The following is a 22751-nucleotide window of genomic DNA, read 5'->3' as shown; positions in this document are numbered from 1 at the left end:
TGCCGCGCGGCAACCGTGCGGGTGTGAACAGCGTGTCACGGCCGGTAGGAGCGTCTCCGCTCGTCGGCGAGGAAGTGCGCGGTCTCCCGGGTGGCGGTGTAGAGCGAGCGGTAGTGCGGGTGGAAGCGGTCGTACACCTCGCGGGCCGCCGGGTCCGGCTCGATCGTGCGGGCGACCGGGTTCCAGTCGCGCAGCCGCGGCTCGGCCCCGGTCGCGACGGCGGCCAGCCACGCGTCGCCGAGCGCGGCGCCGACGGTCTGCTCCGGCACGTCCTGCGGGACCCCGGTCACGTCGGTGACGATCCGGGTCCACAGCCCGCCCTGCACCCCGCCGCCCACGGCGACCAGGCGCTTCGTGCCGCCGCCCGCGGACCGCATGACCTCCAGGTTGTGCCGCACGCCGTGCGCGATGCCCTCCAGCGCGGCCCGGTAGACCTCGCCGCGGGTGTGCCCGGTGGTCAGCCCGGCGAGGATGCCGCGGGCGTCCGGGTCGAACAGCGGGGTCCGCTCCCCGGCGAAGTAGGGGAGCAGCAGCAGCCCGCCGCTGCCCGGGGGCACCTCGGCGGCCTCGGCGACGAGCTCGGTGAACCCCTCCCCGGTGAGGTCGCGCAGCCAGTTCGTGATCGCCCCGGAGGTCGCCATCCCGGCGGCCAGGGTGAACGACCCCGGTTCGACGCCGCGGGTCGTCCACATCGCCGGGTGCGGATGCGGACGGTCGATGACCTCGATGAGGAACATCGTCGTCCCGTACATGACCATCACCTCCCCGGCGCCGGTGACGCCGGCGCTGGTGGCCTCGGCCCACGCGTCGACGGTGCCGGCGGTGACCGGCAGCCCCTCCGGCAGACCGGTCGCGGCGGCCGCCGCCGAGGTCACCCGCCCGGCGACCTCGGTGGGCCACAGCAGCCGGGGCAACGTGATGCCCGGGGCGGTGCGCTCGGCCCAGTCGGGCGCCCAGTCCGCGGCGGTCAGGTCGTACATCGGGTCGCACTGGCTGGCCGAGTGGTGGTCGAGCACGTACTCGCCGGTGAGCCGGTGCACCAGGTACGACGAGCACATCAGGAACATCTCGGTGCGCGCGAACACCTCCGGTTCGTGCCGGGCCAGCCACCGCCACTTCGGCCCCACCGCCTGCGACGAGAGCGGTGTCCCGGCCCGGGCCAGGATCGCGTCGACGCCCAGCTCCGCGTTCAGCTCGTCGATCTCGGCGCCGGCGCGGGTGTCGACGCCGTAGAGGATGGCCGGGCGCAGCGGGCGGCCGTCGCCGTCGGCGGGGAGCAGGGTCGGCCCGATCCCCGACACCCCCAGCCCGGCGAGTTCGGCGCCGTCGTCGAGGGCGGGCAGCAGCTCCCGCACGATCGCGACGAAGTCGCCCCACCAGACGGCCTCGGCGTCGTGCTCGACGTGGCCGGGCACCGGCTGCGCGGTGTCGTGTGCCCGGTCGGTCCGGGCCAGCACCCGGCCGCCGGCGCCGACGAGGACGCCCTTCGAACCCGACGTGCCGATGTCGACGCCCAGATACACGCGCATGGGACGTTCCTACCTCCCCCGGCCCGTGGTGCACACAGCGCGGGCCCAGAACGTTCGTGCAGGTCGACCTGTCGGCCGCCGCGCCGCCCCGAACCATCCACGACACCCCCTCAGGAAGGGGTGTGGCGCCCGGCTGTCCACAGCCGGGCGGGTGACGGTGTTCCGCATGCCCCGGCCCGGACCGACCGTGGTGCCATGACCGCCTGCCCCCAGCCCGAACCCGCCCCGCCGCCGTCCGGGACGGCGGACCCGCCCGACCCCGGTCCACCGGAGCCGTTCGGCCCGCCGCCGCGGCTCGAGGCTCCCGCCGAGCTGATCGCCGCGATCCCGGTGCTGCTCGGGTTCCACCCCCGGGACTCGCTGGTCCTCGTCTCGCTCACCGGCTCGCGTCAGGGGGGCGGGGTCGGGCTCACCGTGCGGGTCGACCTCCCGCGCTCGTCGGCCTCGGCGCGCCGGGTGTGCCAGGAGGCGGTCGGGGTGCTCACCGGCGAACGGCCTGCCCGGGCACTGGCACTGGTCGTGCGCGACCCGGGCCCGGGCGGGCCGAGCCCGCGCCGGAGCCGCCGGGACATGGGGTCCGCCGCGCGGCGGGCGCTGCTCGACGCCGGGATCGAGCCCGTCGCGGTGCTCTGGGCGACGGGCACCGGGGCGGGGGACCGCTGGGGCTGTTTCGACCAGCCCTGCACCTGCGGCGGCATCCTGCCCGACCCGGCGTCGACCGCCCTGGGGGTCACGGCCGCGGTCCGCGACGGCCGGGCCGTCCTGCCCGACCGCGCTGCGGTGCTCGCCCCGCTCGACGGCGACGCCGGCGCCCGCCGCCGCCGGGCCCGGCTGCGCGACATCGGCGCCGCGCCCGCCAGGGTCTCCGCCGCGGTCGGCACCGCGCTGCTCGACGCCTGCCTGGACGAGGCCGCCGCGAGCCGGCTCGTCGTCGACGACCGGCTGGCGCTGGCGCTGTGCGGCGCCCTCGACGTCGGTGACGTGCGCGACGAGGCGCTGCGCCGCTGCCTGGATGGCCGCGCGGCGGACGCCGAACAGCTGTGGGCGGTACTGGCCGCGGCCCTGCCGTCACCGCAGCGGGCGCACCCGCTGGCGCTGCTCGCGGTGTGCGCCCTGCTGCGCGGTGACGGGGCGCTCGCGACCGGGGCGGTCCAGCGGGCGCTGGACGAGCGGCCCGACCACATGCTCGCCGGGGTGGTGGCGAGCAGCCTGCACGGCACGCGTGACCCGCGCTCGCCCGCCGCGCGGTGGGCGGGCCCGCGCGGACTGCGGCGGCTGCTCACCGCGATGCTCGACCCGGACGCGACCGACGACCCGGCCGTCCGGTGAGCCAGTCGGCCGAGGCGGCGGGCCGCTGCTCGGCCGGCCGGCACCCCGGTCGACCGACGCCCCGCCGCCCGGCGCCCCGGCCGGGACACCGACGGCGGTCCGGGTCACCGGGACCGGGCGAACTCCCAGGCGTCGGCGACGATCTCGGCGATCGCGGTGCGCGACGGCTTCCAGCCCAGCTGCTGCGCGGCCTGCTCGCTCGAGGCCACCAGCACCGCAGGGTCCCCGGCCCGGCGCGGCGCGACGACGGCCGGGATCGGGTGCCCGGTCACCGTGCGGCAGGCCTGTACCACCTCGAGCACGGAGAACCCCTGACCGCTGCCGAGGTTGTAGATGTCGTGCCGGCCCGCGACGGCGTGGGTCAGCGCGAGCAGGTGGGCCTCGGCGAGGTCGTCGACGTGGATGTAGTCGCGCACGCAGGAGCCGTCGGGGGTGGGCCAGTCGTCGCCGTAGACCGAGATCGACTGCCGGGTGCCCGCAGCGACCTGCAGGACCAGCGGGATCAGGTGGGTCTCGACCGCGTGCCGCTCCCCCAGCGGGGTGTCACCGGACAGGTGCGCCCCGGCCACGTTGAAGTACCGCAGGCTCGTCGCGGCCAGGCCGTGCGCCCGCGCATAGGAGGTGATCATGTGGTCGATCGCGAGCTTGCTCGCCCCGTAGGGGTTGGTCGGCCGGGTCGGCGCGGTCTCCGGGATCGGGACCTGCTCCGGCTCGCCGTAGGTGGCCGCGGTGGAGGAGAACACCAGCCGCGGCACCGCGTGCTCCCGGACGGCCTCCAGCAGCCGGAACGAGGCCACGACGTTGCCGTCCCAGTACTTCTCGGGCTGCTCGACGGACTCCCCGACCAGCGAGCGGGCGGCGTAGTGCAGCACGCCGTCGAACCCGCCGCGGCCCAGGACCTCCCCGGCGCGGGCGCCGAGCTCACCCTCGACGAACTCCGCCCCCGCGGGCACGGCGTCGCGGTGGCCGGTGGACAGGTCGTCGAGCACGACGACCTCGTGGCCGGCGTCGAGCAGGTGTGCGGCGCACACGCTGCCCACGTAACCCGCGCCGCCGGTGACGAGCAGCTTCACGTGTCCGGATCCTCCTCAGATCGCGCGGACGAGCACGGCGTGCGCGACCGGCGGAGCGACGGTCGACTTCTCGTCGTCCGAGCTCACCGGCACCGGGTCGCCGAAGCGGGAGATCGGGCCCACCTCGACCGCGTTGCCGGGCACGATCCCCGCGAGCTTCAGCTCGCCCATGAGGTCGGAGTCCAGCTGCACGTGCTCGGCGATCCGCCGGATCTCCACGCGACCGCCGCCGCGACGGGCCAGCTCGTCGAGCCGCTGCAGGCCGACCTCGAGGGTGGGCGGCACCGACGACGACGCCGAGGTGTCGTCACCGCGCTCCAGCTCCTCCAGACCCGGGATCGGGTTGCCGTAGGGCGAGACGGTCGGCTTGTCGAGCAGGTGCAGCAGCTTGCGCTCGACGTCCTCGCTCATCACGTGCTCCCAGCGGCACGCCTCGGCGTGGACGAGCTCCCACTCGAGCCCGATCACGTCGATCAGCAGCCGCTCGGCGAGCCGGTGCTTGCGCATGACGGCGACGGCGCGGCCGCGACCCTCGTCGGTCAGCTCGAGGTGGCGGTCCCCGGCCACGACGACGAGTCCGTCGCGTTCCATGCGGGCCACCGTCTGGCTGACGGTCGGCCCGCTCTGTCCGAGGCGTTCGGCGATCCGCGCGCGCAGCGGGACGACGCCTTCCTCCTCGAGTTCGTAGATGGTGCGGAGGTACATCTCCGTGGTGTCGATGAGGTCGTTCACATGGGGCCCCTTCGTTCGACGTCCAGTCTACCCAGCGCGGCTCCCGCGCATGGCGAGCCCGTCCGGGGCAGGATGGGGCGCGTGTCCGGATCCATGATCCCCCCTTCGGAACTCGCCGGCCTGCTGGGGTCCGCCCCGGCCGCCGCCACCGCACGACCGGTGGTGCTGGACGTCCGGTGGCGTCTGGTCGGCCCGCCCGGCCGCGCGGACCACGAGGCGCACCGGATCCCCGGAGCGGTGTTCGTCGACCTCGACACCGAGCTCTCCGCCGGTCCCGCGCGCCCGGGGCCCGGCGGGCGCCACCCGCTGCCCGGAACCGGTGCGCTGCAGGAGGTCCTGCGCCGGGCCGGGATCCGTGACGACGCCCCGGACCAGCTTGTCGTCGCCTACGACGACCTCGACGGCTCGGTCGCCGCTCGCGCCTGGTGGCTGCTGCGCTGGGCCGGCGTCGCGCCCGGCCGGGTCCGGGTGCTCGACGGCGGGTTCGCCGGCTGGCAGGCCGCACGCCTGCCCGTCGCGGGGAGCGCCCCGGGTGCCGGGGCACCGGAGCCGGAGCCCCTGCCGCTCGGCGACCTGGTGGTCCGGCCGGGCGGGATGCCCGTCGTCGACGCCGACGGGGCCGCCGCGCTGGCCCGCGACGGGGTACTCCTCGACGCCCGTGCCGCCGCCCGCTTCCGCGGCGAGACCGAGCCGGTCGACCCGCGTGCCGGGCACGTCCCGGGTGCTCGCAACACCCCGGCCGCGGCGAACACCGGCCCGGACGGGCGCTGGCACCGCGCCGACGCGCTGGCCGAGCGCTTCCGCGCCGCCGGCGTCGCACCGGGTGTCGCGACCGGCGCCTACTGCGGGTCCGGTGTCAACGCCTGCGCCCTGGTGCTGGCGCTGGAGGAGTCCGGCCTCACGACGCCGGACGCCCCGGCCGCGCTGTACCCCGGGTCGTGGTCGGAGTGGAGTGCCGACCCGGAGCGCCCGGTGGAGATCGGGGACCGGCCGTGGGCCGCGCGGGAGTGACCGCGTCCGCCGGCCTGGCATACGGTTCCGGCCCATGAGCGCTCGCACGTCGGTGGTGTGGACTCCGGAGTTCCTGACCTACCAGCTGTCCGAGGACCACCCCCTCAACCCGGTGCGGCTGGAGCTGATGATGGAGCTCTCCCGCGGGCTGGGGGTGCTCGACGGCGTCGACCTTGTCGTTCCGGAGCCCGCGGGCGAGGTGGACCTGACCCGGGTGCACACCCCCGGCTTCCAGACGGCGGTCAAGTCCGCCCCCGAGTCGCCGTTCGGTGTCGGCCACGGACTGGGCACCGCCGACAACCCGATCTTCTTCGGCATGCACGAGGCGTCCGCGCTGATCGCGGGCGGCTCGGTCGCCGCCGCCCGGGAGATCGCCGAGGGCCGCGCGGACCGCGCGGTGAACATGGCGGGCGGGCTGCACCACGCGATGCACGACCGCGCTGCGGGCTTCTGCGTCTACAACGACTGCTCGGTCGCGATCGCCTGGCTGCTGGAGCAGGGCTACGAGCGGATCGCCTACGTCGACGTCGACGTCCACCACGGCGACGGCGTGCAGGACTGCTTCTACGACGACCCCCGGGTGCTGACGATCTCGATGCACCAGCACCCGCTCACCCTGTGGCCGGGCACCGGCTGGGCGGGGGAGACCGGCCGCGGTGCCGGCGAGGGGTACGCCGTCAACGTCTCGCTGCCCCCCGGCACCGGCGACGCGGGCTGGCTGCGGGCCTTCCACGGCGTCGTGCCGTCGCTGCTGGAGTCCTTCCGCCCGCAGGTGCTGGTCACCGAGTGCGGCGCGGACACCCATGCCGAGGACCCGCTGGCGAACCTGGAGCTGTCGGTCGACGGCCACCGGGCGATCTACCACGCGCTGCGCGAGATGGCCGAGACCACCGCGGGCGGCAAGTGGCTGGTCCTCGGCGGCGGCGGGTACGCGCTCTACCGAGTGGTCCCGCGCTCGTGGACACACCTGATGGCGGTGGCGCTGGACCGCGACCTGGACCCGGACACCTCGATCCCCGCGCACTGGACGGCGCTCGCCGCGACCCGGACCCGGTCGCCGCTGCCGGTGTCGATGTCCGACGGCGCCGACCCGGCGTTCGAGCGGTGGGGCGGCTCGTTCGGCGAGCGCGTCGACTCCGCGATCCTGGAGACCCGTCGTGCGGTGTTCCCGCTGCACGGCCTCGACCCCGACGACCCGCGGGACTGAGACCGACCATGACCGAGACGACCGACGAGAACCCGGCCACCACCCCCGAGCATCCCTACCCGCGGCACTGGGAGGCCGACGTCGTCGCCTCCGACGGCGGGATCGTGCACCTGCGCCCGATCCTGCCCAGCGACGCCGACGCGCTGCTCGACTTCCACTCCAAGCTGTCCGATCGCACCCGCTACCTGCGTTACTTCGGGCCGTACCCGCGGATCTCGGCGCGGGACCTCGAGCGGTTCACCGTCGTCGACCACCGGACCCGGGTCGCGTTCCTGGCGCTGCTCGGCGACGAGATCATCGCCGTCGGCCGCTACGAGGGGCTGACCCCGGGCGGGGGAGCCGCCGCGCAGGACGGCGCCGGCACCGACAAGCCGGTCACCTCCGCGGAGGTGGCGTTCGTCGTCCGTGACGACCACCAGTCCCGCGGGCTCGGCTCGATCCTGCTGGAACACCTCGCCGCCGCCGCCCGGGAGAACGGGCTGTCCCGGTTCGAGGCCGAGGTGCTGGTGGAGAACCACGCCATGGTGCGGGTGTTCCGCGAGGCCGGCTACGGCGTCACGCGGGCCTTCGCCGAGGGCGTGCTGCACCTCGAGTTCGACATCGACCCGACCGAGAAGTCGATCGCGGTCCGCTACGCGCGCGAGCAGGCCGCCGAGGCCCGCAGCGTCGCGAACCTGCTGCACCCGACCTCGGTCGCGGTGATCGGCGCGTCCGCGGACGAGACCAAGATCGGGCACGCCGTCCTGCTGAACCTGCTGCGCGCCGGGTTCACCGGCCCGGTGTACCCGGTCAACCCCGACGCGCGCTCGGTGCGGGGCGTGCGTGCCTACCCGTCGGTGATCGACATCCCGGACGAGGTGGATCTCGCGGTCGTCGCCGTCCCCGCCGCGAACATCGACGAGGTCATGGACTCCTGCCTGGCCAAGGGCGTGAAGGTGCTGGTCGTGATCAGCTCCGGCTTCGCCGACGCCGGTGACGCCGGTGGCACCGTCGCCGAGCGTCGTCTGGTGGCCGAGGCGCGGGCGCACGGGATGCGCGTGGTCGGACCGAACGCGCTCGGCGTCGCCAACCCCGACCCGGCGGTGCGGCTCAACGCCACCCTCGCCCCGCGCATGCCCGGCCACGGGCGCACCGGGTTCTTCTGCCAGTCCGGCGCGCTCGGCAGCGCCATCCTCGCCAACGCCCGCACCCGCGGGCTGGGGCTGTCGTCGTTCGTGTCGGCGGGCAACCGCGCCGACGTGTCGGGCAACGACCTGATGCAGTACTGGCAGACCGACCCGAACACCGAGCAGGTGCTGCTGTACCTGGAGACCTTCGGCAACCCGCGCAAGTTCGCCCGCGTCGCCCGCAGGCTCGCCCGCACCAAGCCGGTCATCGCGGTGAAGTCCGGGCGGCACACCGGGACGTTGCCGTCGCTGGCCTCGGTCGCGGCGCCGATCGACGAGTCCAGCGTGCAGGCGCTGTTCGAGCAGGCCGGCGTCATCCGTGTGCAGACCCTGCCGCAGATGTTCGACACCGCGCTGCTCATCGCCCACCAGCCGCTGCCGAAGGGCCGCCGGGTCGCCGTCGTCGGCAACTCCACCGCGGTCAACCTGCTGGTCCTCGACGGGCTGCTCGACGAGGGCCTGGAGCTGGCGGGGGACCCGGTCGACGTCGGGACCCAGGCCTCCCCGGAGGCCTTCGCCGGCGCGGTCCGCACGACCCTGGACGGCGATGTCCGCCCGGACGCACTCATCGCGGTGTTCGTCCCGCCGGTCGCGGTGGCGGGCCGGGACCACGCGCGCGCCCTGCGTGACGCGGCGGCCGGCGCCGGGGTCCCGGTCGTCGCGGTGTTCCTGGCCGCGGAGGGCATCCCGGCCGAGCTGTCGGTCCCCGGAACCGACGGCACTCCCGGCCGCGGGTCGGTGCCGAGCTTCGCCAGTCCCGAGCGGGCGACGTCGGCGCTGGGCCGGGTCAGTCGCTACGCGCAGTGGCGCGACACCGCCGTCGGGGAGTTCGTCGTGCCCGAGGGCATCGACGCCGACCGGGCGCGCGACCTCGTGGCGTCGTTCGGGCCGGACGTCACGCACCCCCTCACCGACGACGAGGCGGTCGACCTGCTCGCCTGCTACGGCCTGGAGGTGATCACCTTCCGTCGGGCGAAGGGCGCCGACGACGCCGTCGCCGCCGCCGGGGAGCTCGGCTACCCGGTCGTCATCAAGTCGACCGCGGACCAGTGGCGTCACCGCGGCGACTTCGTCGGGGTGCGCCTGGACCTGGTCTCGGAGGAGGCGCTGCGCGCCGCGCACGCGGAGCTGTCACGAGTCACCGGCTCCGACGAGGTCTACGTGCAGCGGATGGCGCCGAAGGGCACCTCGTGCACGGTGGAGGTCGTCGACGACCCGTCGTTCGGGTCGCTGGTCGCGTTCGGGCTGTCCGGGATGGCGACCGAGCTGCTCGACGACCGTGCCTATCGCGTCCTGCCGGTCTCGACCGAGGACGCGGCCCGGCTGGTGCGGGCCCCGCGGGCGGCGCCGCTGCTCACCGGCTACCGCGGCACCGACCCGGTCGACCTCGCCGCACTGGAGGACGTCGTGCTGCGGATCGGACGGCTCGTCGAGGACCTGCCGCAGGTTCGCTCGCTCGCACTCGACCCGGTACTGGCCTCGCCGCAGGGCGCGTTCGTGGCCGGCGCCCGGGTGACGATCGGCCCGGTGCCCGACCGCCGCGACGCGGGCCCCCGTCGCCTGCGCTGACCTCGCCACCGAGGACACCGTCGCACCCCGTGATCGCGTGTGGCACCCCGCGCGAGCGGTGCCACACGACGTCCCGGGGTGCCACGGCGGGGTACCCACGGTGCGGCGCCACGCCACGGTGCCGGAGCGCCCCGGCGAGGGCGCGCCGGGCAGCGTCGGGCTCAGGTGCGGAAGGTGACCTGCAGGGTCGGCGCGCTGGTGTCGGCGAAGAAGTCGTTGCCCTTGTCGTCCATCACGACGAACGCCGGGAAGTCCTCGACCTCGATCTTCCAGACCGCCTCCATGCCGAGCTCCGGGTACTCGAGCACGTCGACCTTGCGGATGCAGTCCTGCGCCAGTCGGGCGGCCGGGCCGCCGATGGAGCCCAGGTAGAAGCCGCCGTTCGCGGCGCAGGAGTCCACGACCTGCTTCGACCGGTTCCCCTTCGCCAGCATCACCAGGGACCCACCGGCCTCCTGGAACTGCTTCACGTAGGAGTCCATCCGCCCGGCCGTCGTCGGCCCGAACGAGCCGGACGCGTAGCCCTCGGGGGTCTTGGCCGGCCCGGCGTAGTAGACGGCGTGGTCGCGCAGGTACTGCGGCATCGGCTCGCCGGCGTCGAGCCGCTCGGCGATCTTGGCGTGCGCGATGTCGCGGGCGACGACCAGCGGCCCGGTCAGCGACAGCCGGGTCCGCACCGGCAGCTGCGAGAGCTGGGCGCGGATCTCGTCCATCGGCCGGTTCAGGTCGATGCGCACGACCTCGTCGGACAGGTCGCCGTCGGTGGTCTCGGGCAGGTACTGCGCCGGGTCGCGCTCCAGCTGCTCCAGGTACACCCCGGACGGGGTGATCTTGGCCTTGGCCTGGCGGTCCGCCGAGCAGGACACCGCGACGCCGACCGGCAGCGAGGCGCCGTGCCGGGGCAGCCGGATGACGCGCACGTCGTGGCAGAAGTACTTGCCGCCGAACTGGGCGCCGATCCCGAAGTTGCGGGTCAGCTCCAGGACCTGCTGCTCCAGGTCGGTGTCGCGGATGGCGTGCCCGAGCGGCGAGCCCTCGGTCGGCAGGGTGTCCAGGTAGCGGGCCGAGGCGAGCTTGGCGACCTTGAGGTTGAACTCCGCCGACATGCCGCCGACGACGATCGCCAGGTGGTACGGCGGGCAGGCCGCGGTGCCGAGGCTGCGCAGCTTCTCGTCCAGGAACGCGGCGAGCCGCTTGGGGTTCAGCAGCGCCTTCGTCTCCTGGTAGAGGAAGGTCTTGTTGGCCGAGCCGCCACCCTTGGCCATGACCAGGAACTCGTAGTACGGGTCCCGGCCCGGCTTGGCGTACAGCTCGACCTGCGCGGGCAGGTTGGTGCCGGTGTTCTTCTCGTCCCAGAAGCTGATCGGCGCCATCTGGCTGTAGCGCAGGTTCAGCTCCTGGTAGGCCTCGAAGACCCCGCGCGACACCGCGGCCTCGTCGTCGCCGCCGGTCAGCACGGTCTCGGTCTTCTTGCCGACGACGATCGCGGTGCCGGTGTCCTGGCACATCGGCAGCACCCCGCCCGCGGACACGCAGGCGTTGCGCAGCAGGTCGGTGGCGACGAACCGGTCGTTGCCGGAGGCCTCGGGGTCGTCGATGATGGCGCGCAGCTGCTTCAGGTGCGAGGGTCGCAGCAGGTGCTGGATGTCGGAGACGGCCGCGCGGACGAGACCGGTGATCGTCTCCGGCGGGACCTCGAGGAAGGTGCGGCCCGCGGCCTCGGTCACGGTTCCCGCGGGCAGGTCGAGCTCGCGGTACTCGGTGTCGTCCGGGCCGAGCGGGAGCACGTCGGTGTGGTGGAACTCGGGCATGGCGGGGACGCTACCGGCCGTCGCCGGGCGGGCACCGCAGGTGGAGACGCAGGCGACGTGTGAGACGCACTAACCGGATGACCCTCCGGTTAGTGTTGTAGTGTGGACCACATGCCTGGCTCGATCCTGGGAACCTCCGTCCGCCGCGTCGAGGACGCCGACCTGATCACCGGTGCGAGCACCTTCGTCGGGAACCTGGTCCTCGGTGCCGATGCACCGGCGGGCCTCGCCCACGTCGCGTTCGTCCGCTCGCCGGTGGCGCACGCGCTGCTCACCGGCATCGACACCACTGCGGCCGCGGCCGCGCCCGGCGTCCTCGCCGTGTACACCGCGGCCGACCTGGACCTGCCCGCCCACCACGGCCTGATGGTCCTCAACCCCGCGCTGCCGCGCCCGCCGCTGGCGACCGACCGGGTCCGGTTCGTCGGCGAGGCGGTGGCGCTGGTCGTCGCCGAGAGCCGCGCCGCCGCCGTCGACGCCACCGAGCTCGTCGAGGTCGACTACGACCCGCTGCCCGCGGTGACCGACATCGAGGCCGCGCTCGCCGACGACGCCCCGCTACAGTTCCCCGACCAGGGCAGCAACCTCGCCGCGGGGGAGCGGGGGACCGGCGACCCGCTGCAGGGCGCAGAGGTCGTCGTCCGCGCGCGGATGGTGAACCAGCGCGTCGCGGCCGTCCCGATGGAGGGCAACGCGATCGTCGCCGACCCGACGACCACCGACTTCCCGCTGACCGTGCACGTCTCCACCCAGATGCCGCACGGCTTCCGCACCCAGCTCGCCGGGCTGACCGGGCTGGAGCCCGAGCAGGTCCGGGTGATCGCCCCGCACGTCGGCGGCGGGTTCGGCGCGAAGGCCGGGGTGCTCGCCGAGCACACCGCGACCGTCGCGGCCGCCCGGGCGGCCGCTGGCCTGGATCGAGACCCGCTCGGAGAACCTCGTCTCGATGCCGCACGGCCGCGGACAGGTCGGCTACTACGAGCTCGGCCTCACCCGCGACGGCCGGATGACCGGTCTGCGCGTGCGGGTCGTCGGCGACTCCGGGGCCTACGCCGGGTTCGGCGGCGCGCTCCCGCTGCGCACGACCTACCTCATGGCGACCGGCGTCTACGACATCACGAACCTGCGTTACGACGCCGTCTCCGCCCTGACCAACACCACCCCGATGGGCGCCTTCCGCGGCGCGGGGCGCCCCGAGGCCGCCGCGCACCTGGAGCGCCTGGTCGACCTCGCCGCCGTCGAGCTGGGCATCGACCCGGTCGAGCTGCGCCGGCGGAACCTGCTCGGGCCCGACGTCTTCCCGTACACCACCCCGACCGGCGCCCGGTACGACGTCGGCGACTACGACCTGCCGCTGCGGGAAGCCCTGCGCATCGCCGGCTACGACGAGCTGCGCGCCGAGCAGGCCCGCCGCCGCGAGGCGGGCGAACCGGTGCGCCTGGGCATCGGCATCGCGGTCTACGTCGAGGTCACCGCCGGTGGCGGGGGCGGCGAGTACGGCTCGGTGACCGTGCACGCCGACGGCTCGGCGACGGTGTCGGCGGGCACGTCGGCGCACGGTCAGGGACACGCGACCTCGTTCGCGATGCTGGTGTCGGACCGGCTCGGCATCCCGATGGACCGGATCCGCTACGTCCAGTCCGACACCGCGCTCGTCCCGCGCGGCGCCGGGACCGGCGGCTCGCGGTCGCTGCAGCTCGGCGGGACCGCGGTGTCCGAGGCCGCGCACGAGCTCCACGAGCGGGCCCGCAAGCTCGCCGCGCACCTGCTGGAGGCCGCCGCTGAGGACGTCGAGATCACCGGCGACGGCACCTTCGGCGTCGCCGGGGTGCCCGGCGGGCCGACCGTGAGCTGGAGCGAAGTGCACCGGCAGGCCGCGGCCACGGGGGAGGAGCTGCACGTCGGCCTCGACTCCGCGCAGGACGGCGCGACCTTCCCGTTCGGGGCGCACCTGTCGGTCGTCGAGGTCGACACCGAGACCGGGCGGGTCACGCCGCTCCGGCACGTCGCCGTCGACGACTGCGGGCGGATCCTGAACCCGCTGCTCGTCGAGGGCCAGCAGCACGGCGGGCTCGCCCAGGGCGTCGCGCAGGCGCTGCACGAGGAGGTCCTGTTCGACGACGAGGGTCAGCCGCTGACCTCCAGCCTCGCCGCCTACACGATCCCGACCGCGGCCGACCTGTTCTCCTTCGAGACCTCGACGACCGAGACCCCGACTCCGTTGAACTCGCTGGGCGCCAAGGGCATCGGGGAGTCCGCGACGATCGGGTCGACGCCAGCGGTGCAGAACGCCGTGGTCGACGCGCTGTCGGACCTGGGTGTGCGGCACATCGACCTGCCGTGCACCCCCGAGCGGGTGTGGCGGGCGGTCACCGCGGCCCGCGCCGGCGAGCCGGAGCAGGCGTGGCGGGAGCCGCCCGCGGTCTTCGACGACCTGCCGGTGCGCGGCGGTGGCGCCGAGGACGACGCCGCGATCTGACCGGGCGTCCCGGTACCGGCCCGGGGCCGGACGCCGCCAGGCCGGTGACGCCGTCGCGGATCCACACCCGCTGTCCGGCATCCACACCTGCTGTAACGGGTGTGGGCACCGGACAGTGGGTGTGGTTGCGGACCGCTCCGTCGCCGGGCCGGCGGAACGGGCGTCGCGCTCCGTCGCGGAATCGCCCGTACGGGTGAGTTCGGCGCGTCCACCGGCCGGGACGCGCGCTAACCCACCCCCCGACTGTTCCGCGGCCCCCTGGTGGCGCAGACTCTCGCCGGACGGCAACCGATACGGGGAGGCACCCGCACGATGAGGCTCGCGACGATCCGGACCGCGACCGGGCACCGGGCGGTGCGCGTCGACGGCGACACCGCCGTCGAGACGGGGGAGGCGGACGTGCGGGCGCTGCTGGAGCGTCCCGACTGGGCCGAGCACGCCGCGGGCGCCGCCGGCCCGGTGCACGAGACCGCAGGCCTGGACTACGCGCCGCTGGTGCCGTCGCCCGAGAAGATCATCTGCATCGGGCTGAACTACCGCGACCACGTGCTCGAGATGGGCAACGAGCTGCCCGAGTACCCCACGGTCTTCGGCAAGTACGCGCCCGCCCTGACCGGCGCGTACGACGAGATCGAGCTGCCCGAGCAGTCCGACCGCGTGGACTACGAGGCCGAGCTGGCCGTCGTCATCGGGCGTTCGGTCCGCCGCGCCGACCGCGAGGCTGCGGCCGCCGCCATCGCCGGGTACACCGTGCTCAACGACGTGTCGATGCGCGACTACCAGCGGCGCACCAAGCAGTTCCTGCAGGGCAAGACCTGGGAGCACTCGACGCCGCTCGGGCCGGTGCTGGTCACGCCCGACGAGCTGCCCGCCGACCCGGCTGCCGGCGGCGCGCTGCGGATCTCCTCGGAGCTGTCCGGGGAGACCATGCAGGACTCCACGACCGACCAGCTCGTGTTCGGCGCGGTGGACCTGGTGGTCTACCTGTCGGAGATCCTCACCCTCAACCCCGGTGACGTCATCGCCACCGGCACCCCGGGCGGTGTCGGCGACGCACGCACGCCTCCGCGCTACCTCACCGACGGCGCCGAGATCGTCACCGCGGTGGAGGGGATCGGCGAGTGCCGCAACGTGTGCCGGGCCGTGCGGTGACGTCCGGACACCCACCCGGGGACGGCCGCGCCGTCGTCCCGCCACCGGTGAGTGACGCACTGGCCTGGGCCGGCGACGGTCAGGCCCACCTGCGCGGGCTGATGACCCGGATGGCGGGCGAGGCGTTCCGCGCCCCGTCGGCGCTGCCGGGCTGGACCCGCGCGCACGTGCTCACCCACCTCGCCCGCAACGCCGACGCCATGGTCAACCTGCTGACCTGGGCGCGGACCGGTGTCGAGACCCCGGCCTACCCCGACCTCGCGTCCCGCGACGCCGACATCGAAGCCGGGGCCGGGCGCAGCTCCGACGAGATCCGCGCCGACGTCATCGCCTCCTCCGACCGGCTCGCCGACGCGGTCCGCGCGATGCCGGAGAAGGCGTGGTCGGCGACCGTGCGCAACCCGCAGGGCGTCGAGATGCCGGTGACGGCGGTGCCGTGGAACCGGGCCCGCGAGGTGTGGATCCACGCCGTCGACCTCGACGTCGGAGCCTCGTTCAAGGACCTGCCGATCCCCATGCGGGAGGTGCTGGTCGCCGACGTGGTCGCGCGGCTGGAGCGCAAGCCCGGCTGTCCGCACGTGCGGCTGGAGGAGGTCCGCACCGGCGCGACGCTGGAGTTCGGTCCGGGGCCCGCCGGGCCGGACGGGGCCGAGCCGCGCGATCTCGGCACGGTCCGCGGCAAGGCGCACGACATCATGGCCTGGCTGCTGGGCCGACCGTTCGACAAAGGTCTGCGCGACGCCGACGGGAAGATCCCGCCGCCGCTACCGGTCTGGCTCTGACCCCGGCTCCGCCGCGGGCCGATCGCGGCCCTCGAGCTCGTCCAGGCGTGCGGTGGCCCGGCCGAGCTGGCGGGCCATCTCGTCGAGCCGGGCCTGCAGCAGCGCCATCTCCGCGGTGAGCACGGCGACCGCGCCCGCGGCGGCGACCGGGTCGCCGATCACCCCGTCGGCCGCCTCGTCCCCGTGCGGGTCGGGGCGCTCGCCGACCCCCGCCGCGTCGGGTGTCGTCAGCGGGCCCGCCGCGACGTCGTCGGGCAGCAGGGTGAGCTCGGCCAGCTCGGCGAAGCGCTGCGCCGACAGCACCGGACGCGCCCCGGCGCAGCGCAGGCACACCGGTTCCAGCCGGCGCCAGCCGTGCTGCCCGGAGCCGGTGTCGGCCAGCACCGCGACCCGCGCCCCGCAGCGGCACGGCCGCATCCGGATCGTGCGCACCCGCTGCCGGGCGTAACGCAGGCCCAGCTCGTAGCGGCGGAACCGGCCGGAGGCAGCCACCTCGAGCAGGACCGCGCCCTGGTGCTCGGGCGCACACGCCAGCTCGCGGGCGTCGTCGGCGGTGTGGAAGCAGTAGAACCCGCAGTCGCACCACCGCGACGGGCAAGCGTGCCGGCAACCGTGCGCACACACCGCGTCGTCGACGGTGCGGTAGACGTGCGCCCGCCCGAGTGTCACACCGCTGAAGCCCGCCGTCGTGCCGTCCGCGGACAGCATGGGGAAGGCCAGCTTGTGGCCCTCCAGCGGGCCGGTCGGGTACTCCAGCGAGGTCCGGCGGAACAGCCCGCGCACCCGGTCAGTCCTCGCGGGACCCCGAGCGCGCCGGCTGCTCGAGCACCGGCGTCCACTCGGTGAACTCGGGCTCGACGGTGCGCCCCGGACGCGGGCGCTCCTGGGCGTCGGCCACCCGGTCGGCCTCGTGGTCCACGGCGAATCCCTCGGAGATCTTGCGGCCCAGCCTCATGACGCCTCCCGTGTGCTCCGGGTCCCGGCCACCTGGTGGACGTGGCCGCCATCACCAGGCTGACCGTTCGTCGCGGGGTTGTCCAGGGCGGAACGGGTGAGGAGCAGACGGGACGGATCACAGCCGGCGCCCGGACGGGCGTCGGTAACGTCGGGTGCCGGAACGGGGACCGGGGGGCATCGATGTGGGGCGAGGCGCGCTACGGGCTCGAGCACGAGCTCGCGCTGCTGCGGGACGACGGGACGGTCGCCGACCACCGGTCGCTGACCCACGCGGAGGTCGCGGCGGTCGTCGACGAGCTGCCGGAGCTGCCCGACGACCAGTCGGACCTGCGGATCGGCGACGCCGGCATCCGCTGCAAGCGCTGGTACGCCGAGGGCTACGAGCGTCTCGACCCCGACGGCGAGCTGCTCCGGTTCGAGCCCAAGGGCATCGAGATCCGGACCTGCGTGCACGACTCGGTCGAGGCCGCCGTCGACGCGCTGGCCGCCGACGCCGTCACCCTGGCCGGGGTCGCCGCCCGGCACGGGCTGCGACCGGTCGCGTTCGGCCACCACCCCGAGCTGTCGGCCTACCGGCTGGACCCGCCGCCCAACGCCCACGAGCGGGCCCTGATGGCGGCCTCGCCGGAGGAGCGGACCTCCCACCTGCACATGGTCACCTGGGGCCCGGACCTGAACCTGTCGTTCCCGGAGTCGGGGACCGATCCCGGTGTGCTGGCCGACGCGGCGGCGAAGCTGACCTTCTACAGCCCGTACCTGGTGCCGTGGTCGTTCTCCTCACCGTTCCGCGACGGCCGCCCGTGGGGCGGGCTGTCGGCGCGCACCGCACGCCGGACCGGCCCGCGCCCCGCCGCGCTGGCCTACCTGCCTCCCGGCGCCCCGCTGTTGACGACCGACCCCAGCCTGGTGCGGCACGCGGGCATCCCCGGCGAGGTGGGGCGGATCGAGTTCAAGGCGTTCGACGCCGTCCCGGTGGTCGTGGGGGAGGAGCCCGCCGAGGGTGTGGGCACCGAGCTGCCCGCGGCGCTGCTGAGCCTGCTGACCGGCCTGCTGCGCGACGACACGCTGCCCGGCCGTCGTCGCACCCCGGACGCGGCGGCGCACCGCCGCTCGGCGCTGCGGGGCTGGTCGGACGCGGCGGTCCGGGTGGGGTCCCAAGCCGTCCTCGACGCCGCGACCGCGGCACTGGCCGGCGACGACGCCCACCTCGCGCGGCTGGCGTCGCTGGCCCGGCGGCTGGCGCGCCGGGAGACCCCCGCGGACCGGATGCTGGCCCGCCACCGCGCGGGCGGCGACATCCCGGGGCTCGGGCACCCGGTGCCACGCGGGGCCGGCTGACCCGCGGGCCGGCGCGGACCGGCAGAGCCGCGTGCCGGAGCGGGTCGGCGCCGACCGGGGCGGGCCGGTGGGGCCCCGGCGACGTGCGCCGGGGCCCCGGTCCGGCTCAGCGGTAGCTGTGCTCCTCGGCGGGATACTCGCCGTGCGCCACGTCGGCGGCGAACGCGGCCGCCGCGTCGTGCAGAGCCGAGCCCAGCTCCGCGTACTTCTTGACGAAGCGCGGCACCTTCCCACGGTTCATCCCGGCCATGTCCGACCAGACGAGCACCTGGGCGTCGCAGTCGGGTCCCGCGCCGATCCCGACGGTCGGGATGCGCAGCTCCCCGGTCACCCGCTTGGCGACGTCGGCGGGCACCATCTCCAGCACGACGGCGAACGCGCCCGCCTCCTGCACGGCCAGCGCGTCCTCGACGAGCCGGTCGGCGGCGTCGCCGCGGCCCTGGATGCGGAACCCGCCCAGCGCGTGCTCGCTCTGCGGGGTGAACCCGAGGTGGCCCATCACCGGCACACCGGACGCGGTGAGCGCCTCGACCTGCGGCGCGAACCGCGCACCGCCCTCGAGCTTGACCGCGTGCGCCCCGCCCTCCTTCATGAACCGGAACGCCGTCTCCTGCGCCTGCGCGGGGGAGATCTGGTAGCTGCCGAACGGCAGGTCGGCGACGACGAGCGCGCTGCGGGCGCCGCGCACCACGGCCCGGGTCAGCGGGATCAGGTCGTCGACCGTGACCGGGATGGTGTTGTCGTGGCCGAACACGTTGTTGCCCGCGGAGTCGCCGACGAGCAGCACCGGGATGCCGGCGTCGTCGAAGATCTCGGCGGAGTAGACGTCGTAGGCGGTCAGCATCGGCCAGCGCCGACCCTCCTGCTTCCACTGCAGCAGGTGGTGGACGCGGGTCCGTTTCGGCGGGGTCGCGGGCGCCCGGTACGGGGCCGCCACCTCTCCGCTCTCCTGTGTGCTCACCGGTGAGCTCCTTCCGTGCCTCGAGGCCCACGCTGGTCGTGGGTCCCCGGGTTCGCCGTCGATGGCGGACGCCAGGGTGGCAGCGCACGGCCCGGACCGCTCCGTGGTGTGGGCACCCTCACCCGCGCCGCGACCCGCGACCGGTCACCGTCGGAGGTCGGTGGCATGCTCACGGTCATGCTCCCTCGGCTGTTGCGACCACGTGCCCACCGACCAGAGGCACCGGCCCCGGCCGGCCGGCGGATGCGCCCGGCCGCGCTCGCCGTGTTCGGCGCGGCCACCCTCGTCCTGGTCGGCGCGTGCGCCGACGCGGGCACCGGTGACCGGTCGCAGGCCGCGCAGAACCCGCCGGAGCTCGCGCAGTTCTACGACCAGCAGCTGCAGTGGGGGCCCTGCGCGGACTACGCCCCCACCGCGGCCGATGCGCAGACCTACGCCGACCCGCAGTTCGACTGCACCCGGGTGACCGTGCCGCAGGACTACGCGCAGCCCGGCGACGGGAAGACCATGCAGATCGCGCTGCTGCGCAAGAAGGCGACCGGCGCGAAGATCGGCTCGCTGTTCGCCGACCCGGGCGGCCCCGGCGCCTCGGGCACCTCGTTCGTCGCGCGCCAGGCCTCCACCTGGGCCACCAACGGCCTGGGCGACCGGTTCGACCTGGTCGGGTTCGACCCGCGCGGCACCGGAGCGAGCCAGCCGCGGATCCAGTGCCTCACCGACGCCGAGAACGACGAGGAGCGCACGAAGGTCTTCGCCGACCCCTCGCCCGCCGGGATCGCCGCCGCCGAGGCCGACAGCCGTCAGTTCGCCGAGCGTTGCACCCAGCGCACCGGCGCCGACGTGCTGGCCAACGTGGGCACCCGCGACGTCGCGAAGGACATGGACGTCATGCGGGCCGCCGTCGGCGACCAGAAGATGACCTACGCCGGCTTCTCCTACGGCACCGAGCTCGGTACCGCCTACGCCGAGGCGTTCCCGCAGAACGTCCGCGCGCTGCTGCTCGACGGCGCGATCGACCCCACGCAGTCGACCATCGACTCCACGGTCAAGCAGAACGCCGGGTTCCAGCTCGCGTTCGACAACTTCGCCAAGGACTGCACCAGCCGTCCCGGCTGCCCGCTGGGCACCGACCCCGCGAAGGCGACCCAGGCGTTCCAGACGATCATGCGCCCGTTGATCGACCGGCCCGCGCGGGTGGGCGACGGGCGCATCCTGAGCTTCTCCGACGCCCAGACCGGGGTCAGCCAGGCGCTGTACGTGTCCCAGCTGTGGCCGGCGCTGCAGCAGGGGATCTCGCAGGTCGCGAACGGCAACGGCGACCTGCTGATACGCCTGGCCGACCTCTACTACGAGCGCGACGAGCAAGGCCGCTACTCCAACATGCTGCAGGCCTTCCAGGCGATCAGCTGTGTCAACCAGCCGGCGATCACGGAGCCGTCGGAGGCACTGGAGCTGGCGAAGCGGGCCGACGAGGCCGCCCCGTTCCGCTCCACCGGCCGCGGCCCGGTCGGCGCCCGCGACGCGTGTGCGTTCTGGCCGGTCCCGCCCACCAGCGAGCCGCACACGCCGAAGGTCGACGGGCTCCCGCCGGTCGTCGTGGTGTCGGTCACCGGCGACCCGGCCACGCCGTACCAGGCCGGGGTCGACCTGGCCCAGCAGCTGAACGGCAGCCTGATCAAGGTCAACGGCAACCAGCACACGGCATCGCTGCAGGGTGACGCGTGCACCGACAAGCTCGCGATCGACTATCTGGTGAACCTCACGCTCCCGCCGCAGGGCGCGGAGTGCACGCTCGCGCCCAGCTGAGGGCCGTCGCCGGGGGTGTGCGGGCGACCACGACCGTGTCGGCCGCACACTCCCGAAACATCCGTGTAACACGGGCTTCCTAGGCTCCGCCGCATGGACCGCCAGCAGGAGTTCGTGCTCCGCACACTCGAGGAACGCGACATCCGTTTCGTCCGTCTCTGGTTCACGGACGTGCTCGGCTACCTCAAGTCGGTGGCGGTGGCCCCGGCCGAGCTGGAGGGCGCCTTCGCCGAGGGCATCGGCTTCGACGGCTCGGCCATCGAGGGCTTCGCCCGCGTCTACGAGTCCGACATGGTCGCCAAGCCCGACCCGTCGACGTTCCAGGTCCTGCCCTGGGAGACCGCCTCGGGCGAGCACTACTCGGCACGGATGTTCTGCGACATCGCCATGCCCGACGGGTCGCCGTCCTGGGCCGACCCGCGCCATGTGCTGACCCGCGCGCTGAACAAGGCCGGCGAGGCCGGGTTCACCTGCTACGTGCACCCGGAGATCGAGTTCTACCTGCTCCGCGACCTGCCCGGCGACGGCAGCCGGCCCGTCCCGGCGGACTCCGGCGGCTACTTCGACCAGGCCAGCCACGACGTCGCCCCGCACTTCCGGCGCAACACCATCGAGACGCTGGAGTCGATGGGCATCTCGGTGGAGTTCTCCCACCACGAGGGCGGCCCCGGCCAGCAGGAGATCGACCTGCGCTACGCCGACGCGCTGACCATGGCCGACAACCTCATGACGTTCCGCTACGTCGTGAAGGAGGTCGCGCTCACCCAGGGCGTGCGGGCCTCGTTCATGCCCAAGCCGTTCTCCGAGCACCCCGGCTCGGCGATGCACACGCACTTCTCGCTCTTCGAGGGCGACCACAACGCCTTCCACGACCCGGACGACCCCTACGAGCTCTCCGCGACGGGCAAGGCGTTCGTCGCCGGGGTGCTCAAGCACGCCCGGGAGATCACCGCCGTCACCAACCAGTGGGTCAACTCCTACAAGCGCCTCATCACCGGCGGCGAGGCCCCGACCGCGGTCTCCTGGGGCCACGCGAACCGCTCCGCGCTGGTCCGGGTCCCGATGTACTCGCCGGGCAAGTCGTCGTCGCGCCGGGTGGAGGTCCGCACCCTGGACTCCGCGTGCAACCCCTACCTCGCCTATGCGGTCATCCTGGGCGCCGGCCTCACCGGCATCCAGAAGGGCTACGAGCTGCCCCCGCCCACCGAGGACGACGTGTGGGCCCTGACCGACACCGAGCGCCGGGCGCTGGGCTACGAGCTGCTCCCGCAGAACCTCACCGAGGCCCTCGACGTCATGGAGAAGAGCGAGCTCGTCGCCGAGTACCTCGGCGAGCACGTGTTCGACTTCTTCCTGCGCAACAAGCGGTCCGAGTGGGACGCCTACCGCCGGAACGTGACACCGCACGAGCTCGCCACGTACCTTCCGGTCCTGTGAGCGGCTTCGACGACGAAGAGATCATCCTGGGCCCGCTGCCGAAGGGCATCACGCGGGCCGGCGAGGGCCAGTACAAGCGGGTGTGGAACGTGCTGGGCCACACCTACTGGGCGAAGGCGGTCAGCGAGACCAGCTTCGCCTTCGAGACCCTCGACCCGCCGGGCACCGGGGTGCCGCCGCACGTGCACACCACCCAGGACGAGCACATCCACGTCCTGGACGGCGTGTTCACGCTCTACCTGGACGGGCAGTGGGAGAAGGCCGGGCCGGGCGACACCGTCCTCATGCCCAAGGGTCTGCCGCACGCTGTCCGGGGACGGGCTGTGGTGTCGGTTGATGGACGACCTGACGTGTCGTTGGCCCGGGCGCGATCATGACACGGCTGCCGGGACCGGGGACAGTGCTCTGTCCT

General features: G+C 74.3%; 17 protein-coding genes and 1 pseudogene. 11 read left to right on the top strand and 7 right to left on the bottom strand.

The features are described from left to right. Nucleotides 1–35: 35 nt before the first annotated feature. On the bottom strand, nt 36–1529 hold the full coding sequence (locus FVA95_RS20405; protein ID WP_149665607.1) for an FGGY-family carbohydrate kinase: 1494 nt from the start codon (nt 1527–1529) through the stop codon (nt 36–38). Nucleotides 1530–1724: 195 nt separating this feature from the next. Here FVA95_RS20405 and FVA95_RS20400 point away from each other — a divergent pair, with 195 nt between their 5' ends. Then, complete coding sequence (locus FVA95_RS20400; RefSeq protein WP_149665606.1) at nt 1725–2858, top strand: DUF4192 domain-containing protein; 1134 nt, start codon at nt 1725–1727, stop codon at nt 2856–2858. A gap of 104 nt (nt 2859–2962) precedes the next feature. Here FVA95_RS20400 and galE read toward each other — a convergent pair whose 3' ends face one another. Next, nucleotides 2963–3931, bottom strand: coding sequence for a UDP-glucose 4-epimerase GalE (gene galE, locus FVA95_RS20395; RefSeq protein ID WP_149665605.1), 969 nt, complete (start codon nt 3929–3931; stop codon nt 2963–2965). A 15-nt stretch (nt 3932–3946) separates the two neighbouring features. Further along, nucleotides 3947–4663 (bottom strand): metal-dependent transcriptional regulator, encoded by a 717-nt coding sequence (locus FVA95_RS20390; RefSeq protein ID WP_075333573.1) that lies wholly within the window; start codon nt 4661–4663, stop codon nt 3947–3949. Nucleotides 4664–4756: 93 nt separating this feature from the next. Between FVA95_RS20390 and FVA95_RS20385 the strand changes: the two genes are divergently transcribed. The 3 genes from FVA95_RS20385 to FVA95_RS20375 are packed head-to-tail and all read left to right on the top strand — an operon-like array spanning nt 4757 to nt 9616. Continuing rightward, complete coding sequence (locus FVA95_RS20385; protein WP_149665604.1) at nt 4757–5674, top strand: sulfurtransferase; 918 nt, start codon at nt 4757–4759, stop codon at nt 5672–5674. A 34-nt stretch (nt 5675–5708) separates the two neighbouring features. Next, nucleotides 5709–6881: an acetoin utilization protein AcuC gene (locus tag FVA95_RS20380; RefSeq protein ID WP_149665603.1), complete on the top strand. Its 1173-nt coding sequence runs from the start codon at nt 5709–5711 to the stop codon at nt 6879–6881. 8 nt (nt 6882–6889) lie between these two features. Next, complete coding sequence (locus FVA95_RS20375) at nt 6890–9616, top strand: bifunctional GNAT family N-acetyltransferase/acetate--CoA ligase family protein (RefSeq protein ID WP_149665602.1); 2727 nt, start codon at nt 6890–6892, stop codon at nt 9614–9616. A gap of 161 nt (nt 9617–9777) precedes the next feature. On the opposite strand, the gene FVA95_RS20370 is transcribed toward FVA95_RS20375, so the two are convergent. Then, nucleotides 9778–11427, bottom strand: coding sequence for a fumarate hydratase (locus tag FVA95_RS20370; protein ID WP_020624347.1), 1650 nt, complete (start codon nt 11425–11427; stop codon nt 9778–9780). Between the two features lie 111 nt (nt 11428–11538). Between FVA95_RS20370 and FVA95_RS20365 the strand changes: the two are divergent. From FVA95_RS20365 to FVA95_RS20355, 3 genes and pseudogenes are all read left to right on the top strand, one after another. Continuing rightward, nucleotides 11539–13906, top strand: a pseudogene (locus FVA95_RS20365) (xanthine dehydrogenase family protein molybdopterin-binding subunit). 312 nt (nt 13907–14218) lie between these two features. Further along, nucleotides 14219–15058 carry a fumarylacetoacetate hydrolase family protein gene (locus FVA95_RS20360; RefSeq protein WP_149665601.1) on the top strand — a complete coding sequence of 280 codons (840 nt, stop codon included), beginning with the start codon at nt 14219–14221 and terminating at the stop codon, nt 15056–15058. A 47-nt stretch (nt 15059–15105) separates the two neighbouring features. Further along, nucleotides 15106–15840, top strand: a complete 735-nt coding sequence (locus FVA95_RS20355) for a maleylpyruvate isomerase family mycothiol-dependent enzyme (protein ID WP_240051623.1) — start codon at nt 15106–15108, stop codon at nt 15838–15840. On the opposite strand, the gene FVA95_RS20350 is transcribed toward FVA95_RS20355, so the two are convergent. After that, nucleotides 15823–16623 carry a hypothetical protein gene (locus FVA95_RS20350; protein WP_149665600.1) on the bottom strand — a complete coding sequence of 267 codons (801 nt, stop codon included), beginning with the start codon at nt 16621–16623 and terminating at the stop codon, nt 15823–15825. The genes FVA95_RS20355 and FVA95_RS20350 overlap by 18 nt on opposite strands. Nucleotides 16624–16627: 4 nt before the next feature. Next, nucleotides 16628–16795, bottom strand: a complete 168-nt coding sequence (locus FVA95_RS30925) for a hypothetical protein (protein ID WP_161992373.1) — start codon at nt 16793–16795, stop codon at nt 16628–16630. A 182-nt stretch (nt 16796–16977) separates the two neighbouring features. On the opposite strand from FVA95_RS30925, the gene FVA95_RS20345 reads away from it, so the two are divergent. Next, complete coding sequence (locus tag FVA95_RS20345) at nt 16978–18135, top strand: glutamate-cysteine ligase family protein (RefSeq protein ID WP_149665599.1); 1158 nt, start codon at nt 16978–16980, stop codon at nt 18133–18135. 106 nt (nt 18136–18241) lie between these two features. Here the strand turns inward: FVA95_RS20345 and panB are convergent, their stop codons facing one another. Further along, on the bottom strand, nt 18242–19096 hold the full coding sequence (gene panB, locus FVA95_RS20340) for a 3-methyl-2-oxobutanoate hydroxymethyltransferase (RefSeq protein WP_075307105.1): 855 nt from the start codon (nt 19094–19096) through the stop codon (nt 18242–18244). Between the two features lie 165 nt (nt 19097–19261). Here panB and FVA95_RS20335 point away from each other — a divergent pair, with 165 nt between their 5' ends. From FVA95_RS20335 to FVA95_RS20325, 3 genes are all read left to right on the top strand, one after another. Beyond that, on the top strand, nt 19262–20902 hold the full coding sequence (locus FVA95_RS20335) for an alpha/beta hydrolase (RefSeq protein ID WP_240051622.1): 1641 nt from the start codon (nt 19262–19264) through the stop codon (nt 20900–20902). A 93-nt stretch (nt 20903–20995) separates the two neighbouring features. After that, nucleotides 20996–22339 carry a glutamine synthetase family protein gene (locus FVA95_RS20330; RefSeq protein ID WP_075307103.1) on the top strand — a complete coding sequence of 448 codons (1344 nt, stop codon included), beginning with the start codon at nt 20996–20998 and terminating at the stop codon, nt 22337–22339. Next, on the top strand, nt 22336–22716 hold the full coding sequence (locus FVA95_RS20325; protein WP_205015913.1) for a cupin domain-containing protein: 381 nt from the start codon (nt 22336–22338) through the stop codon (nt 22714–22716). Before FVA95_RS20330 ends, FVA95_RS20325 begins: the two co-directional genes overlap by 4 nt. The last annotated feature ends 35 nt before the right edge of the window (nt 22717–22751 follow it).

This window comes from Pseudonocardia sp. EV170527-09, from assembly GCF_008369905.1.
In the GTDB taxonomy this organism is placed as follows: Bacteria; Actinomycetota; Actinomycetes; order Mycobacteriales; family Pseudonocardiaceae; genus Pseudonocardia.
This window is presented reverse-complemented; position numbering and strand designations above follow the sequence as displayed.